Source organism: Variovorax sp. W1I1 (assembly GCF_030815625.1).
Taxonomy (GTDB): Bacteria; Pseudomonadota; Gammaproteobacteria; order Burkholderiales; family Burkholderiaceae_C; genus Variovorax; species Variovorax paradoxus_C.
Map to the genome: position 1 here is coordinate 5732475 of NZ_JAUSWZ010000001.1, position 16250 is coordinate 5748724.

Here is a 16250-nt window from a genome sequence, read left to right on the forward strand (position 1 = left end):
ACCAACTAACGCCGTCTCTCCCCCACATACGGCCGCGCCTGCAACAGCACGATGCGATCGCCCACCGTTGCCCATTCGATGTCCTGATCGACCGCGTTGAAAGTGCGCTTCACAGCCGCGCCCACATTGGCGAGTCGCACGACGAGCTCATCGGTCAGCACGTTGCGCCCCTGCTCCACCGGCACTTCCTTCACGCCCCCGTCCTTGTCGAGCTGCAGCGCCGTCTCTTCGGCCGAGCGGCTCAGCACCTGGATCGCCTTCGACCAGCTCGAGTACATCACCTGCTCCGCCACGCGCTGCCCCTCGACCACGCGGATGCCGATGCCGCGCTTGGCCGAGATGTAGGTGACGTGCGGGTGACCCGCGTCGAAGGGGTCGCGGGTGATCATCACGCCGGCGTTGGTCGAATCGATGGCGGTCTGCACGAACACACCCATCAGCACCGATTCGGCGCCGAAGCCCGCGGCGCTGCGCGCCTCCCAGGCCTCGGGGTTGAACACCGAGGCCCAGACCTTCTTCACCGCGAGCTCGAGCGTGTCGCCGGTCTTCACATTGGGCACCGTGGTGTAGAGCCCCGCGCCGCTGAAGCCGGGCAGGTCTTCGGAGTTGGACGAGCTGCGCACGAACACACCGCCTCCGCCCAGTTGCGACTGCCATGCGGCGCGCCATGACGCCGCGGTGGCGGCATCGACGGGCCACTTCACGATCTCGTCGCGCAGTTGCGCCAGCGCTTTCTGCCGCTGCTGCGGATCGCTCGCGAAGCCGGGTTGTTGCTGCATGCGCGCAATGCGATCGGCCAGGCCATTGGTTCGCATGAAGCGGTCGTAGTGCGCGAACGGAATGCAGAACCCATCGGGCACGGTCGTCGAGGGAATGCGTGCGGCCAGCACCGCGCCGAGGTTCGCGGCCTTGGAGCCGCACTGCGCGCTGTTGCGCGCACCCAGTGAGGCGAGCGGCAGCAGGCGGGTCTCTCGCAGATCGGGCTTCACGGCTTTGTCACTGCCGGGCACCGCGCCTGTGACCGCGGTGCGCACGGAACGCGGCGGGAGCGCTGCGATTTCTTCCGCCGTGAGACGGCGCAACTGATAACCCGAAGCCGCGACCTTGAGCGCCACCCACTGGCCCGCATGCTCGCGCAGCACGGTCGCGGCATCGCGCACATAGGCATTCGGAATGCCCCAGCCCTTGGCCAGCAGGTTGACGTGCGAGAGCGCGGTCGATGGCCGCTCGGTCAGCACGCCCGCGACCGGCGGCAGATTGATCGGCACCTGGCGCAGCACGGCGATGTCGTCGGGCAACAGCGCATTCAGTCCCGACGCGTCGTTCACGATGCGCACGCGCCCCGTCGCGGTGCCGAGGTTCATCGGCATGTAGGGTTGCTCGCGGATCAGCGCTTCCTGGCTCACGAAATCGATGCCCGCCTCCTTGGCCACACGCTCGTGCAACGTGGAGTTGGTCTTGAACTTCACGGGCGCGAAGAAGCTGGCCTTCACCTGTTCGTCGGCCTGCTTCAGCAGCGGCGCGGTGAGCCGGTCGCCTTCCCAGAACTCGTAGGTGAAGGTGCCGATGTTCTGTTGCCAACTCAGCGTGCCGAACAGGAAGCGGCGATCGGGAACGAGGTAGTTGCGGTCGATCTCGCGCTTGCCCGCGCGCGGCGAAAGGCCGGTGTCGCGCACGAAGCGCACATGCAGCTGGTAGCGCGGCGTGTCGATGTAGTGGGTGCGCACCGGCTTGGCCTGGCGGTCGATGACGAACAGCACATGGGCCAGTTGCATCGGCGTGCCGGGGTCGTAGACGCGTGCGAGTGCGTCGAAGTCGCCCTGGCTGCGCAGTGCCGGCAGTGATGCGGCCATTGCGGGGCGCGGCACGGGTTGTGCCGTCGGACCTTCAGGCTGCGGCTCGATCTGACGCCGATAGAAGGAAGGCTTGGCCGCGAGTTGCGCGTCGGCCGGCAAGGGTGCGATGACCACCGTGCTCAACGCCAGTGCCGATAGCCAGGCCGGCGCCTTGCGCGCGCGATGTGGGGTGCTGTTGTTCTTCATGGAGTGTCCCTCTCGTTGCAGGGCGAATTCTCGCTCGCGTTCCGGCAGGGCCGCATCGCGCCAAGTCCCGCCCGCAGCACTGCCATCGACCGGCCGCTACAGTCGCCCGAAAGGAGCTTCTTCTCATGCCCACATTCGACTTCGACCTCTTCGTCATCGGCGGCGGCAGCGGCGGCGTGCGCGCCGCGCGCATGGCGGCACAGACGGGCGCCCGCGTGGGCCTGGCCGAAGCGGCCGACCTAGGCGGCACCTGCGTCAACGTGGGCTGCATCCCGAAGAAGCTCTACAGCTATGCAGCGGGCTATGCCGAATCGTTCGAAGAGGCCGCGGGCTACGGCTGGAAGCTGCCCGCCGAGCCGCAGTTCGACTGGGCTCATCTCAAGTCGCAGCGCGCCAAGGAGATCGGCCGGCTCAACGGCATCTATGCCTCGCTGCTGAAGAACTCGGGCGTCACGCTGATCACCGGGTGGGCGCAACTGGTCGATGGCCACACGGTGGAGATCGACGGCAAGCGCCACACCGCGCGCCACCTGCTCGTGGCCACCGGCGGCACGCCCTATGTGCCGGAGATCCCGGGGCGCGAGCACATCGTGACGTCCGATGCGATGTTCGATCTCGACCCGTTCCCCAAGCGCCTGCTGGTGGTGGGCGGCGGCTACATCGCCTGCGAGTTCGCCTCGATCTTCAACGGGCTGGGCTCGAAGGTGACGCAGTTGCACCGCCGCGCGCACCTGCTCACCGGCTTCGACGACGACGTCCGCCAGTTCCTCGCGAACGAGATGGGCAAGGCGGGCGTCGACGTGCGCCTGAACTGCGAAGCCTCGCTGATCGCGCGCGGTCCGAACGGCCTCGCCGTGACGCTCGCGCGCGGCCAGCAGATCGAGGCCGACACGGTGCTCTTCGCCACCGGCCGCGTTCCCAACACAGAGGGCCTTGGCCTCGAAGCGGCGGACGTGAAGCTCGATGAGAACGGCGCGATCGCGGTCGATGCGCACTACCGCACCTCGGTGCCGTCGATCTACGCGGTGGGCGATGTCTCCACGCGCGTGCAGCTCACGCCGGTCGCGCTCGCCGAGGCGATGGTGGTGGTCGATGCGCTGTTCGGCAAAGGCAAGCGGCGCATGGACTACGAGTTCATCCCGACGGCCGTGTTCACCCACCCGAACATCGGCACCTGCGGCTACACCGAGCTTGATGCCCGCGCGAAGTTCGGCGAGGTGACGGTGTTCTCGAGCGAGTTCAAGTCGCTGCGCCACACGCTCTCGGGCCGCAGCGAGCGCACGTTCATGAAGCTGGTGGTCGACAAGAAGAGCGACCGCGTGGTGGGCCTGCACATGGTGGGCGCGGACGCGGGCGAAGTCGTGCAGGGCTTTGCGGTGGCGATGCGCGCGGGGGCGACGAAGGCGATCTTCGACAGCACCATCGGCATCCACCCGACGGGCGCCGAAGAGTTCGTGACGATGCGCGAACCGATGCCTGGCTAGACGCCGGCCTTCTGCTGCTTGCCTTCGAGCAGCTTCACCATCACGAACAGCACGCGGTTGGCCGGCGTGGGCACGCCGAGCGCTTCGCCTCGGCGCACGACCAAGCCATTGAGGTGGTCGATTTCGCTGAGCTTGCCGCGTGCGAGGTCCTGTGCTGTAGATGAATACTGCGAAGGCATCGACTGCGCGATGCCGCGGAGGGCCGCATCGGTGTCGCCAGGAATCACGACGCCTTCGGCCTTCGCCACGGCGAGGCATTCGGCGACCACGTCGCGGATGACGTCGTTCACGCCCACGCCCTTCACGAGTTCGCCATAGGGCAGCTGCGACACCGCCGACAGCGCGTTGTAGGCGCAGTTGAGGATCAGCTTGGCCCAGAGCGAGCCGCGCACGTTGTCGGATATCTGCGTCGGGACGACGGCGGCGATCAGGTGCCGCGCCACCTGCTCGCTCGCACGCGATGGCGCGATCACCAACTCGCCGCGACCGTGGTGCTTCACGTGGCCGGGCCCGGCCATCTCGGTGGCCACGTAGACCACGGCCGCCGCCACTTCATTCGACAGCACCGAACGCACCCGCTCGTCGTTGTCGACACCGTTCTGCAGCGTGAGCACCAGTGCGTCGGGCGAGAGGTGTGGCTTGATCTGCGCGGCGGCAGATTCGCTGTCGGTGGACTTCACGCAGAACAGCACGAGATCAGAGCCCCGCACCGCGCTCGCTTCGGTGCTCGCATCGAGGCGCACCTGCTCGTCGAAGGTCTTTGTCTCGAGCCGCAGCCCGTTCGCCTTCACCGCCTCGACGTGCGAAGGCCGCCCGATCAGCACCACGTCATGGCCCGCACGCGCCAGCATGGCGCCGTAGTAACAGCCGACTGCACCGGCGCCCATGACTGCGACTTTCATCGGTTCGTTTCCTTGGTTGTCCGTCCGCCTAAAGGTTAACCGCCCATTGCACAATGCCGCCATGCCCTACATGCCCACATTTGTCGCCCCCGCCCGCTTCACCGACGCCGCCGCCGCACTCGAACAGGTCAAGGCGATCTACCAGGGCGGGCTCGCCCATCTGCGCGAGTCGATGCTGCGCTTCGTGGCCGGGGAGGCGCTGCCGGGCCGGGTGCGGGCCTGTTACCCGTTCGTGCGGGTGCATACGCACACGGTTTCGCGCCACACGCCGCCGGCCAATGCGGGCCTGAGCTACGGCTTCGTCGCCGGGCCGGGCCGCTACGAGACCACGCTGACGCGGCCCGATCTCTTCTCGCGCTACTACCTCGACCAGTTCCGCCTGCTGCTGGAGAACCACCAGGTCGAGCTCGAGGTGGGTACCAGCACGCAGCCCATCCCGATTCATTTCTCTTTCGCCGAGAACGACCACATCGAAGGCACGATGAGCGAAGACCGCCGCGCGCTGATGCGCGATGTGTTCGACCTGCCCGATCTGGGCGTGATGGACGACGGCATCGCCAACGGCACCTACGAGGCACGCGACGGCGAGGCGCAGCCGCTGTCGCTCTTCACGGCCGCGCGGGTCGATTACTCGCTGCACCGCCTTCGCCACTACACCGGCACCGCGCCCGAGTGGTTCCAGAACTTCGTGCTGTTCACCAACTACCAGTTCTACATCGACGAGTTCGTGCGCCTGGGCCACGAAGCGATGGCCGACGAGAACAGCGAGTACATCGCCTTCATCGAACCTGGCAATGTGGTCACGCGCCGGCGCGGGCTGGATGCGGGCGCAAGCGCCACCTTCGGCCACCTGCTCGATGGCAGCCAGGGCACCGCGCCGCCGCGGCTGCCGCAGATGCCGGCCTACCACTTGGTGCGCGAGGACTACAGCGGCATCACGATGACGAACATCGGCGTCGGCCCAGCCAATGCCAAGACCATCACCGACCACATCGCCGTGCTGCGCCCGCACGCCTGGATGATGCTGGGCCACTGCGCGGGCCTGCGCAACACGCAGCAACTGGGCGACTACGTGCTGGCGCATGCCTATGTGCGCGAGGACCATGTGCTCGATGAAGAGCTGCCGCTGTGGGTGCCGATTCCGGCGCTGTCGGAGATCCAGCTCGCGCTGGAGAAAGCCGTGGCCGACATCACCCGCTATGAGGGCCCGGACCTCAAAAAGATCATGCGCACCGGCACCGTCGCGAGCACCGACAACCGCAACTGGGAGCTTCTGCCCGGCAACCAGCCGCAACGCCGCTTCAGCCAGAGCCGCGCGGTGGCGCTCGACATGGAGAGCGCGACCATAGCGGCCAACGGCTTCCGCTTCCGCGTGCCCTACGGCACTTTGTTGTGCGTGAGCGACAAACCACTGCACGGCGAGATCAAGCTGCCCGGCATGGCCAACCACTTCTATCGCGAGCGGGTGGAGCAGCACCTGCGCATCGGCATGCGGGCCATCGACATCCTTCGGGAAGAGGGCTCGAGCCGACTGCACAGCCGCAAGCTGCGCAGCTTCGCGGAGGTCGCTTTCCAGTAATAGTTGGCAGTTGGAAGACCCCTTTTAGGGTTTCTACCTAGGCGTCCGCGCAGGTGTTTTGCACATTTTGCGGACATCATCCGGTTACTTTTGAGAACAATCGGAAACAAAATGCCTAGATCGTCACCTTCTGCCCTTTCCCGCCGCGATTTCAGCGCATGGGTGGCGGGCGGCGTCGCCGCTGCCGGCGCCGGCCAGGCCGCACTGCTGTGGCCCCGCTCGGCCGGTGCGGCCGAGCCGCAGCTGGTTGCCAAGTTGCGCATCGTCATTCCCGCCAACGAAGGCGGCGGCTGGGACCAGACCGGCCGCGCGCTCGGCGCGGCGCTGCTGGCCTCGGGCGCGGCAGGCGACGTGGTCTACGAAAACGTCGGCGGCAAGGGCGGCACCATCGGCCTTGCGAAGTACGTCGAAAAATACGATGCCGACCCCGACACCCTCTTGATGAGCGGCATGGTGATGGTCGGCGCGGTCGCGCTGCAGAAGCCCGCCGTCACCATGGCGCAGGTCGCCCCGGTCGCGCGGCTCACCAGCGATTACGAAGTGGTGGCGGTGAAGGCCGATTCGCCCATCAAGACGCCCAAGGACCTGATCGCAGCCCTCCGCGCCGATGCGGCAAAGACCGTCATCGCGGGCGGCTCGGCCGGTGGCGTCGACCACATGTACGCCGGCATGCTGGCGCGCGTGGCGGGCAACACCGCGGGCCTGGTCTACCAGCCGTACCCGGGCGGCGCGCAGGTGGTGGAGGCGCTGGAAACCGGCAAGGCCGTGGCCGGCATCTCGGGCTACAGCGAGTTCAGCGAGGCGCTGGCCGGCGGCAAGCTGCGGGCGATCGGCGTGTCGTCCAAGCGGCCGTTCCAGGGCATTCCGTCGGTGCGCGAGCAGGGCGTGGACGCCGACCTCGCCAACTGGCGCGGCGTGCTGACCGGCAAGAAAGTGCCCGCCGAACGGCGCGCCGTGCTCCTGGAAGCCGTGCGCCGCGCGACCGGCGCCGATGTCTGGCAGAAGACCATCAAGCGCAACAACTGGGATGCGTACTGGATGGCCGGCAAGGACTTCGAGAGCTTCCTCGAACTCGACCTGGCGATGGCCGGGCCGATGATCTATCTGCTGAAACTCAAGGCCTGACGACCGCCCTCAGGCGAACAGCTCCGGCATCTCGCGCTGCGCCTTGGGCGTGAGCGCGAGTTCGCGCCCGTCGAGCTCTTGCCGCACCCAGCCGCGGCGCAGCGACAACTGCAGCCACGCGGCCCCCAGCGCACCGCCGAGATGCGGACGGCGCTCGCTCCAGTCGAGGCATGCGCAGGCAAAGCGCCGGCGCGAACGGCGCACCGCATCGACTTCGACCCCCAGGCTTTCGAGCGCGATCGCGCCTTCGGGCGTGAGTTCGTACGAGCCGCTCTGCAGCCCGCTGAGCCAGCCTTGCGCATGCAGCCGGTCGTGCAGCGCGACGCCGGCCGTGCCGGCCATGTGGTCGTAGCAGGTGCGCGCGGCGCGCAGGCGGCTCGGCGTGTTCGGCTTGAACCCGGCCGCGCGCGGTGCGCCGGCCACGACCATCAGGCTTTCGAGCGCGGCCGCGACGTTGTCGTCGGCCAAGCGAAAGTAGCGGTGCTTGCCCTGCACGAGCACTTCGACCAATCGCTCTTCCTTCAGGCGCGCGAGGTGCGCGCTGGCGGTGGAGGCGGCCACCTCGGCGACGGTGGCGAGCTCGGTCGCAGTGCGCGCGTGGCCGTCCATCAGGCAGTTGAGCATGCGGGCGCGCGCCGGCTCGGCGATGGCGCCGGCGAGGCGGGCCAGTTGGAGATCTGCGTCGGCGTTCGAGGTCGTGTCCATGCGGCCATCGTAAAACGCTGCGGCAATCCACACTTCGTTCGCGGGCGAAGTGTGCGGCAGCGGCGATTGCACACTGCGCGCCATGAACACAAGCCCCACTTCTCTCGTCGACATGCCTGTCGATCCGGTCGCGGCCGTCATGCACGCGGACCCTTATTCCTTCTATGCGCAACTGCGCGCAGGCCCGCCGCTCATGTGGAACGAGAAGCTGCGCGTGTGGGTCGCGAGCCGTGCGGACGTCATCGAAGCAGTGCTGCTCGCGCACGGCGCGCTGCGTGTGCGGCCCGCCGCCGAGCCGGTTCCGCGCGCCATCGCGGGCAGCCCGGCTGGCGAGGTGTTCGGCCATCTGGTGCGCATGAACGATGGCGCTGCGCACCAGGCGCATCGACCCGCGTTGCAGCGCGCGCTGGCCGGGCTGGACCTGAATGCTGTGCACGCAGCGGCCTTGCGGGTTGCGCGCGACGTGCCGATGGCGCCTTTGTCGGACGCGTTGTTTTCGATACCCGTGCAGGCGGTCGCGCAGTTACTCGGTTTTGCAGATGAAGCGCTGCAGCAGGTGGACCGCTGGATGCGCGATTTCGTCGCCTGCCTGTCGCCGCTGTCGACCGCCGACCAATTGCAGGCGGCGAGCGTTGCGGCAGGCGAACTGATGACGCGCTTCGAGGTGCTGACCGCGAGTACGCCGCCCCGTAACGGAACACTGCTCGCGGCCGCGCTGGCCGAGAGCGATGCCGGCGCGTCGCTCTCGCGCTCGTTGCTCGCCAACCTCGTCGGCCTGCTCTCGCAGACCTGCGACGCGACCGCCGGCCTGCTGGGCAACAGCCTCATCGCACTGGTGCGCGAACCTTCATTGCGCCAGGCTGCGCGCACCCGCGACGGAATACAGGCCATCGTGGAAGAGACGGCGCGGCACGATCCTTCGGTTCACAACACGCGCCGCTTCGCAGTCGAGCCCATCACCATCGCAGGCACGCCGCTGGCGGCGGGCGATGCGGTGCTGCTGGTGCTGGCCGCCGCCAACCGCGACCCGGCTTTCAACCCCGAGCCGGACCGCTTCCAGCTGATCCGCGAACGGCGCCGCATGCTCGGCTTCGGCCACGGCATGCACGCCTGCCCAGGCCAGGCGCTGGCCTGCACGCTGGCGGCTGCAGGGCTCGACGCGCTGCTGCAACGTCAGCCCGATCTCGACGCGATCCGCGCGCGCGGCTGGAGCTATCGCCCTTCGGCCAACGCGCGCATCCCGGTCTTCCACTGACAGGCTCAGCCGCGCGCGGTAACCCAGTGCCCCGTACCCGCAAGGTGCGGCGACAGTTGCGCATCGCCCCAACGCAGCGGCAGCGCGGCCGGGCGGCGCAAGGCGTGCTCGACATGCAGGCGCAGCAGACGCTCGGCGCCCTCGAACTCGGCCAGTTCGGGCCCGTCCAGCACGATCTCCGCGGTCGCCGCCACATGAAGCAGCTCGCCGTTGTCGTAGTCGATGAACAGCAGACCCGCGCGCGGATGCGCGAGCAGGTTGCCGAGCGTGTTGAAGAAGCGGTTGCCGTTGAAATCGGGCACGGTCAGCACACCGCCTTCGTCGACGCGCACGAAACCGGGCCGGCCGCCGCGATGCGACACATCGACGCCGTGTGACCTGGCATCGGCTTCGTCGCCCGCGGCCACTTCATCGGGGTAGGCCGTGGCGATGAACAGCGTGTCGGCGCTGCCGATGAGCCGCTCTGCGGCGAGGTCGAGCCTGTCGAGCCATTGCACCGGCGCGCTGTCCGTCCGCGCAGCCGCGAACACCGGCTCGCGCGCCTGGATGTACCGTGGGCAATTGCCGAAGCTCTGTTGCACCTCGAGCATGAAGCCCGTGGCATCGAGCGATTCGACCGTGCCGTTCATGCGGTTGCGCCGCCGCGTGTGCGGCTCGATGCCTAGGAGGCCGAGCGGGGCGCCTTGCGCGAGTTGGCCCGAGAGCGGATCACCGGCCGCGGGCAATGCATCGATGCGCAGATGCGTCGCATCGGGCGAATGCGCGAAACCCGCGGGCGCCGCGAGCACGCTGGCCCAGGGCTGCAGGTTCGCATCGAGGCTGCCGACCACGACGAACGGCAGTTGCGCGAAGAACTCGCGATGCTGGTCGGGCATGTAATCGCGGATCACGCGCGGCCCCGCGAACGCCATCTGCTCGCGCGAGCCGGCCTGCAGTTGCAAAGCGCGCTCGCCGGCGTGGAAGGGTGCCGAGATCATGCCGCCCCCGCAAGCCCAACCGGCGTACGCACCATCGGCACGAAACCAGGCAAGGCTTCAATGCGCGCGAGCCATTCGCGCACTTGTGGATAGGCTTCGAGCGACACGCGGCCTTCGGGTGCATGCGCCACGTAGGCGTAGTTCGAGATGTCGGCGAGCGTGGCTTCGGGGCCGGCGAGGAAAGGTTGGCGTTCGAGGTGAATTTCCATCACCGCGAGCAGCGCATGCGAACGCGTCACCGTCTCGGTCGGATCAACCGCAAGACCGAACAGCGCCATGACGCGCGCGGCCGCCGGGCCGTAGGCCAACGGGCCGGCAGCCACCGAGAACCAGCGCTGCACCCGCGCCGCACCCACCGCGTCCTGCGGCATCCAGCGCGCCGGGTCGGCCGAATAGCGCGCGTTGAGGTAGACCAGGATCGCGTTGGAATCGGCCAGCGTGACGTCGCCGTCCTCGATCACCGGCACCTGGCCGAACGGGTTGCGCGCCAGGAATTCGGGCGTGCGGTTGTCGCGCTGCTTCAGGTCGAGCTCGATCACCTCGAAGGGCAGGCCGAGCATCGAGAGGAACAAGCGCACGCGGTGCACGTGGCCCGAGATGGCGCTGCCGTAGAGCTTGATGGGTTGCGCGGGGCGGGCGGCGATGGCGTTCATGGGAAGTCCTTTGCAGTGTCGAGACGAGGGCCGGGTTGGCGTGGTCCCGATTCTTCTCTCTTGCATCCGATGAATGAATAGCCATTTCTGTATTTGACTGCTGCGTTTTCCGGTTTAATCGCAGCATGGACCGCTTCAAAGCCATGCAGACCTTCGTGCAGATTGCCGATCAAGGCAGCATGACCCGCGCCGCCGAGTCGCTGGGCACCTCGCTGCCCGCGGTAGTGCGTTCATTGGCCGCGCTCGAGGCGCATCTGGGCGTGCGCCTTTTTCATCGCACCACCCGCCGCCTGTCGCTCACCGAAGAGGGCCGCCACTACCTGCCGAGTGCGCGCGAGGTGCTGCTCGCAGCCGACGCCGCCGACCGCGCGCTCAACGCCGAGGCGCGCGAGCCTGCGGGCCAGCTCACCATCACCGCGCCGGTGCTGTTCGGCCACATGTACGTGGCGCCGGCCATCACCCGCTTCATGAAGCGCTACGACAAGGTGCGCTGCAGCGTGCTGCTGTACGACCGCGCGGTGAACCTGCTGGAGGAGAACATCGACGTCGGCATCCGCATCAGCCCGCTGGAAGATTCGTCGCTCGTGGCGCAGACGCTGGGCACCATCCGGCGCGTGGTGGCGGTGAGCCCCGACTACCTCGCGCGCCACGGCACGCCGCAGCATCCACGCGAACTGAACGGCGCACCGTGCGTGCGCGGCCGCATCGATGCACCGCCGCAATGGCAGTTCCACGAGGCCGGCAAGACGATCAGCGTGACGCCGAGCAACCGCCTGGAGTTCAACCACCTCGCGCCCGCCGTCGAGGCCTGCGCCGCGGGCATGGGCTTCGGCACCTTCTTCTCGTACCAGGTGCTGCCCTATGTCGCGCAGGGGCGGCTGGCGATCGTGCTCGAGGACTTCGAGCCGCCGCCGCGGCCGGTGAGCGTGATCTACCCGAATGCGCGGCTGCTGCCGGCCCGCACGCGGGCTTTCATCGACTGGATGAAGACGGAGTTCAGCGGCTTGCGGATGTAGCCGTCATTGCGCAACAGCGGGCGCGGGTGCCGGGAGCGGCTTGCCCTCGCACAGCGCCGCGGCATCGGTCGCCATGCTGCGCACCGCCTCTTCCATGCCGAGGTTCAGCACCGACATGAACTCGCCATTGCCGCTCGCCCAGTTGGTGCGCGTGCCCATGCCGTGATAAAGGCGCGTGGCCACCTCGCCGCCGGGCAGCCGGTAGCTCACCTTCAGCACCACATGCGAGACGAGGTTGAGCCCCGCGGACCACGCATGGGCGAGGCGCAACGCGACCACGGCCGATACCTGCCCGGCACCGGCAGCCGCAGCGGGCGCGCCGATGGTGGGCTGGAAGCCATAGCGCTGGGTCGACAGCAACGCATTGCGCGTCCACATGCCCGCATCGCCGCTGCGCAGCGACTCCACCGCCCTCGGCGTGGCGTGCAACGTCGGCATCATCAAGGTGAGGTTGCCGGCGTAGACCTGGTTGTTGCGGGCGTCTTCGATAGCCGGCAGGTAGAGCTTGCAGCCCTGCGGCGCGCGAAGGGTTTCGACCGGCGGACCGTTGGGACGCTGCTCCGGTTCCGGCGCCTGCTGGTAGACCATGTCGAGCGGCTCGCTCTCGGTGACCGCCTGCGCGAGACCGGGCACGGCGCAAAGTGCGAACAAAACGGCCGCCGCGAGGCCGATGCGAGGTTGCGACGGTTGCTTCATGGCGCGGCCGTCCGGACCGAATACATCGCGTTGTCCTGGTCGCGAAATGCGATGCGGCCAGGCTGCTCGTCGAAGCCCTGCCCGCCCAGCGTCAACCACGTGCCGTTGACGTTGAACCGCACCGTGCGGATCGCGCCGGAGCGCGCACCCGCCAGGTCCAGCCCGACCACGTGCAGCGTCTGCCGGATCGAATCGCGCATCACGGCCTTGAGCTGCTGGCCGTCGTTGGCGCCCAGCCGCCGAACGACAGTGGCGCGCGCACCGCCGCTGACGGGTGTCTGGTAGATCGTCGCGGAACGGTACGAGGGCTCCTTGTTGCCGTCCTGCCAGAGCAGCGCCGTGGTGCGCGTGGTGAAGGCGCCCAGCCCGGGCTCCAGCATGTACTGCAGCAACAGCACGAGGTAGGCGGGGCCGGATTTGGTGGCTGCGATGCGGGCGTTCTGCTCGGCCTTCGGCGGCATGCCCGCAAGCACTTGCGAGGAGGCGATCTTCAGCGGGAATGCATTGGGCGTATTCAGCACCTCGCCGAGGGCCAGGCCGGCCTCGACCCGGTAGTCGTAGTCGAGCAGGGGGCCGACGATGGCACCGACCTCCGCGCTCATTTCCTTTTGCCGCACCTGCTGCACCGAAGAGTCGATCAGCGCGCCGATCAGGCCGCCGCCCGTGGCCTCGCTCAGGCCGGGCGCCTGCGCGGAGAACATGAAGCTCTCTTGCGCGACGACCACCCGCACATCGATCTCCTGGACCTTTGCCCGGTCCGCCGCCGCGAGCGGCCGGTGGAATTGCGCGCAGGCGCCTAGCAGCAGCACGACCGACAGCGCCAACAGAAAACGCAGCATCTTGGGATCTTTCCTGGCGGTATTCGCCGGGCGTCGATTGTGCCGGGAGTTGCGCCGAACCCGCGCCGCTTGTCCATCGGTTGAAGCGATGGCGGCACGCGCCGCGGGCCTGCGCCAGAATGGCCGCGTGCCATCCTCTTCCTCCACCCCTCCCCTCTTCCACGCCAGCCACTTGCGCAAGCGCTATGGCGACACCACGGTCGTGGACGACCTGTCGTTCGAGATCGCGCCGGGTGAATGCCTCGGCGTGATCGGCCCCAACGGCGCCGGCAAGACCACCACCATCCGCATGTGCCTGGGCCTCACCGCACCCGACGGCGGCGATATCTCGGCGCTCGGTTTGCAGATGCCGCGCGATGCGCTCGCCATCAAGGCGCAGCTGGGCGTGGTCACGCAGTTCGACACACTCGACCCCGACTTCAGCTGCGCCGAGAACCTCGTGGTGTACGGCCGCTACTTCGGATTCAGCAAGGCAGAGGTGCGCGCTCGCGTGCCGCAGTTGCTGGAGTTCGCGGCGCTTTCGCACAAGGCGGATGCGAAGCCGGGCGAGCTCTCGGGCGGCATGCGCCGGCGGCTGTCGCTGGCACGTGCGCTGGTGAACGACCCCAAGCTGCTGCTGCTCGACGAACCGACCACCGGGCTCGACCCGCAGGCGCGCCACCTGATGTGGGAGCGGCTGCAGGTGTTGCTGCAACAGGGCAAGTCGATCCTGTTGACGACGCACTTCATGGACGAGGCCGAGCGCCTGTGTTCGCGCCTGCTGGTGCTCGACCACGGCCGCAAGATCGCCGAAGGCAAGCCGCGCGACCTGATCGCCGAGCACCTGGAGCCCGATGTGGTGGAGGTGTACGGCAACGGTGCGCTGTCGCTGGCCGAATCGGCTGACCTGAAGGCGATGGCGGCGCGCGTCGAAGTGAGCGGGGAGACGGTGTTCTTCTACACGCAGGACGCGCGGCGGCTGCTCGATGCGCTGACGCAGCACAGCGGCCTGCGTACCTTCCATCGCCCCGCGAATCTCGAAGACCTTTTCCTGAAGCTCACCGGGCGGCAGATCCGCGAGGACGGCTAGACCATGAACACGACGACTGCAACGACAACGACGAACGCCCCGACGCCCTCCCCCTGGCGCGCACCCGAAATCTCTCTGCGCTGGTGGCCCGTGTTCCTGCGCAACCTGCTCGTGTGGCGCAAGCTTGCGATTCCGAGCCTCATCGGCAACATCGCCGAGCCGCTGATCTGGCTCGTGGCCTTCGGCTACGGCATGGGGGCGCTGGTGGGACAGGTGGCGGTGGACGGCGTGAAGGTGCCCTACATCCTGTTCCTCGCGAGCGGCTCGATCTGCATGAGCGCGATGAATGCGGCGAGCTTCGAGGCGCTGTACTCCGCGTTCTCACGCATGCATGTGCAGAAGACCTGGGACGGCATCATGAACGCGCCCGTCGGCCTGGACGACATCGTGCTCGCCGAGATGCTGTGGGCCGCGTTCAAGTCGATCTTCACCGTGACTGCGATCCTGTTCGTGATGCTCGGCCTCGGCATCAGCCACAGCCCGAAGTTGATCGTCGCGTGGCTGGTGCTGATCGGCGCGGGCATCACGTTCTCGTCGATCGCGCTGATCTTCAATGCGCTCGCCAAGGGCTACGACTTCTTCACCTACTACTTCACGCTGTTCATGACGCCGATGATGTTCCTGAGCGGCGTGTTCTTTCCGCTGGAGCAACTGCCCTCGGCGGTGAAGGCGGTGGCCGCATGGCTGCCGCTGACCAATGCAGTCGCATTGGTGCGGCCGCTCTTCATGGACCAGTGGCCGGCCGACTGGTGGCTGCATGCGGCGGTGCTCGCGGTGTATGCGGTCGTGGCGTTCTGGATCGCACTGGCGCTGACGCGCAAGCGCTTCAAGGCCTGAAGCTTCCTGGCTGAACGCGTCCTCGAAACGGATGCTTTCAAATTACATTGCACGCAATTCAATTGCTCGCTAGAATTCGTGCCATGCGCTCCACCACCGTCTCCGCCGACGAAATGCTCAAGTTGGACAACCAGCTGTGTTTCGCCGTGTACTCCGCCTCGTTGGCGATGACCCGGCTCTACAAGCCGGTGCTGGAAAAGCTGCAGCTCACCTACCCCCAATATCTCGTCATGCTGGCCCTTTGGGAACAAGACGGATTGATGGTCTCCGAACTCGGCGAGCGCCTCTCGCTCGACTCCGGCACGCTCACCCCGCTGCTCAAGCGGCTCGAAGCCAACGGCTACGTCGCCCGGGTGCGTGACGTGGCCGACGAGCGCCGCGTGCACATCACGCTCACCGCCGCCGGCCGCAAGCTGAAGACCCGTGCCGCCAGCGTTCCCGGTTGCCTGATGGCGGCCACCGAATGCTCGGTGCCCGAACTCATCTCGCTCACCCAGCAGATCCAGACCCTGCGCGACCGCGTCAAGAAGGCGGCCTGACCGACAACGTTTTTCTTCTTTCTCCCCGCTTCGATCAAAGACGAGAGAAGCATTTTTTTCACCTGTCCCCTCCCTCCATCATCAAAGGAATCACCATGACCACCAAGCTCGACAAAGTGCTCTACACCGCAGAAGCCCACACCGTCGGCGGCCGTGACGGCGCAGGCAAGTCCAGCGACGGCGCGATCGACGTCAAGCTCAGCTCGCCCGGTTCGGGCAAGCCCGGCACCAACCCCGAGCAGCTGTTCGCGGTCGGCTATGCCGCCTGCTTCATCGGTGCGATGAAGGCCGTCGGCCCGAAGATCAGCGTGAAGGTGCCTGACGACGTGTCCATCGACTCGAAGGTTTCCCTCGGCCCGACGAACGGCGGCGCTGCTTACGGCATTTCGGTGCAACTGGCGATCACGCTGCCCGGCCTCGACGCTGAACAGAAGCAGAAGCTGGTCGACACCGCTCACCAGGTCTGCCCGTACTCGAACGCAACGCGCGGCAACATCGACGTCGAACTGACGATCGTCTGATTTCGCCATCG

16 protein-coding genes are annotated in these 16250 nt (G+C 67.5%); 9 read left to right on the forward strand and 7 right to left on the reverse strand.

Annotation, left to right across the window (positions count from 1 at the left end):
• Positions 1-5: 5 nt before the first annotated feature.
• On the reverse strand, positions 6-2042 hold the full coding sequence (locus QFZ83_RS26675; RefSeq protein WP_307511354.1) for a PEP/pyruvate-binding domain-containing protein: 2037 nt from the start codon (positions 2040-2042) through the stop codon (positions 6-8).
• Between the two features lie 125 nt (positions 2043-2167).
• On the opposite strand from QFZ83_RS26675, the gene gorA reads away from it, so the two are divergent.
• Positions 2168-3526, forward strand: a complete 1359-nt coding sequence (gene gorA / locus QFZ83_RS26680) for a glutathione-disulfide reductase (protein WP_307511355.1) — start codon at positions 2168-2170, stop codon at positions 3524-3526.
• On the opposite strand, the gene QFZ83_RS26685 is transcribed toward gorA, so the two are convergent.
• A complete protein-coding gene (locus QFZ83_RS26685; RefSeq protein WP_307511357.1) occupies positions 3523-4428 on the reverse strand; it encodes a ketopantoate reductase family protein in 906 nt (301 codons plus the stop codon). The two genes, gorA and QFZ83_RS26685, sit on opposite strands and share 4 nt — an antisense overlap.
• 61 nt (positions 4429-4489) lie before the next feature.
• On the opposite strand from QFZ83_RS26685, the gene QFZ83_RS26690 reads away from it, so the two are divergent.
• Together QFZ83_RS26690 and QFZ83_RS26695 are read left to right on the forward strand one after the other, a co-directional pair.
• On the forward strand, positions 4490-6007 hold the full coding sequence (locus QFZ83_RS26690; protein ID WP_013543986.1) for an AMP nucleosidase: 1518 nt from the start codon (positions 4490-4492) through the stop codon (positions 6005-6007).
• Positions 6008-6118: 111 nt separating this feature from the next.
• Positions 6119-7132 (forward strand): tripartite tricarboxylate transporter substrate binding protein, encoded by a 1014-nt coding sequence (locus QFZ83_RS26695; protein ID WP_307511358.1) that lies wholly within the window; start codon positions 6119-6121, stop codon positions 7130-7132.
• A 9-nt stretch (positions 7133-7141) separates the two neighbouring features.
• Here the strand turns inward: QFZ83_RS26695 and QFZ83_RS26700 are convergent, their stop codons facing one another.
• A complete protein-coding gene (locus QFZ83_RS26700) occupies positions 7142-7837 on the reverse strand; it encodes a helix-turn-helix transcriptional regulator (protein ID WP_307511360.1) in 696 nt (231 codons plus the stop codon).
• A gap of 82 nt (positions 7838-7919) precedes the next feature.
• Here QFZ83_RS26700 and QFZ83_RS26705 point away from each other — a divergent pair, with 82 nt between their 5' ends.
• Positions 7920-9092: a cytochrome P450 gene (locus QFZ83_RS26705; RefSeq protein WP_307511363.1), complete on the forward strand. Its 1173-nt coding sequence runs from the start codon at positions 7920-7922 to the stop codon at positions 9090-9092.
• Between the two features lie 5 nt (positions 9093-9097).
• On the opposite strand, the gene QFZ83_RS26710 is transcribed toward QFZ83_RS26705, so the two are convergent.
• A complete protein-coding gene (locus QFZ83_RS26710; RefSeq protein WP_307511365.1) occupies positions 9098-10069 on the reverse strand; it encodes a pyridoxamine 5'-phosphate oxidase family protein in 972 nt (323 codons plus the stop codon).
• Positions 10066-10722 carry a glutathione S-transferase family protein gene (locus QFZ83_RS26715; protein ID WP_307511367.1) on the reverse strand — a complete coding sequence of 219 codons (657 nt, stop codon included), beginning with the start codon at positions 10720-10722 and terminating at the stop codon, positions 10066-10068. The genes QFZ83_RS26710 and QFZ83_RS26715 overlap by 4 nt, the downstream gene beginning before the upstream one ends.
• Positions 10723-10847: 125 nt before the next feature.
• On the opposite strand from QFZ83_RS26715, the gene QFZ83_RS26720 reads away from it, so the two are divergent.
• Positions 10848-11738, forward strand: a complete 891-nt coding sequence (locus tag QFZ83_RS26720; RefSeq protein WP_307511370.1) for a LysR family transcriptional regulator — start codon at positions 10848-10850, stop codon at positions 11736-11738.
• Positions 11739-11741: 3 nt separating this feature from the next.
• Here QFZ83_RS26720 and QFZ83_RS26725 read toward each other — a convergent pair whose 3' ends face one another.
• Positions 11742-12434 (reverse strand): hypothetical protein, encoded by a 693-nt coding sequence (locus QFZ83_RS26725; RefSeq protein ID WP_307511371.1) that lies wholly within the window; start codon positions 12432-12434, stop codon positions 11742-11744.
• Positions 12431-13273 carry a hypothetical protein gene (locus tag QFZ83_RS26730; protein WP_307511373.1) on the reverse strand — a complete coding sequence of 281 codons (843 nt, stop codon included), beginning with the start codon at positions 13271-13273 and terminating at the stop codon, positions 12431-12433. Before QFZ83_RS26730 ends, QFZ83_RS26725 begins: the two co-directional genes overlap by 4 nt.
• A gap of 88 nt (positions 13274-13361) precedes the next feature.
• Here QFZ83_RS26730 and QFZ83_RS26735 point away from each other — a divergent pair, with 88 nt between their 5' ends.
• From QFZ83_RS26735 to QFZ83_RS26750, 4 genes are all read left to right on the forward strand, one after another.
• A complete protein-coding gene (locus QFZ83_RS26735; RefSeq protein ID WP_307511375.1) occupies positions 13362-14342 on the forward strand; it encodes an ATP-binding cassette domain-containing protein in 981 nt (326 codons plus the stop codon).
• Between the two features lie 3 nt (positions 14343-14345).
• The gene (locus QFZ83_RS26740; RefSeq protein ID WP_307511377.1) at positions 14346-15179 is read left to right on the forward strand and encodes an ABC transporter permease; all 834 of its coding nucleotides are present in this window, start codon (positions 14346-14348) and stop codon (positions 15177-15179) included.
• Between the two features lie 83 nt (positions 15180-15262).
• Entirely contained in the window at positions 15263-15718 is a 456-nt protein-coding gene (locus QFZ83_RS26745; RefSeq protein ID WP_013543997.1) for a MarR family winged helix-turn-helix transcriptional regulator, read from the forward strand.
• A 95-nt stretch (positions 15719-15813) separates the two neighbouring features.
• Positions 15814-16239 carry an organic hydroperoxide resistance protein gene (locus QFZ83_RS26750; protein WP_013543998.1) on the forward strand — a complete coding sequence of 142 codons (426 nt, stop codon included), beginning with the start codon at positions 15814-15816 and terminating at the stop codon, positions 16237-16239.
• Positions 16240-16250 lie beyond the last annotated feature (11 nt).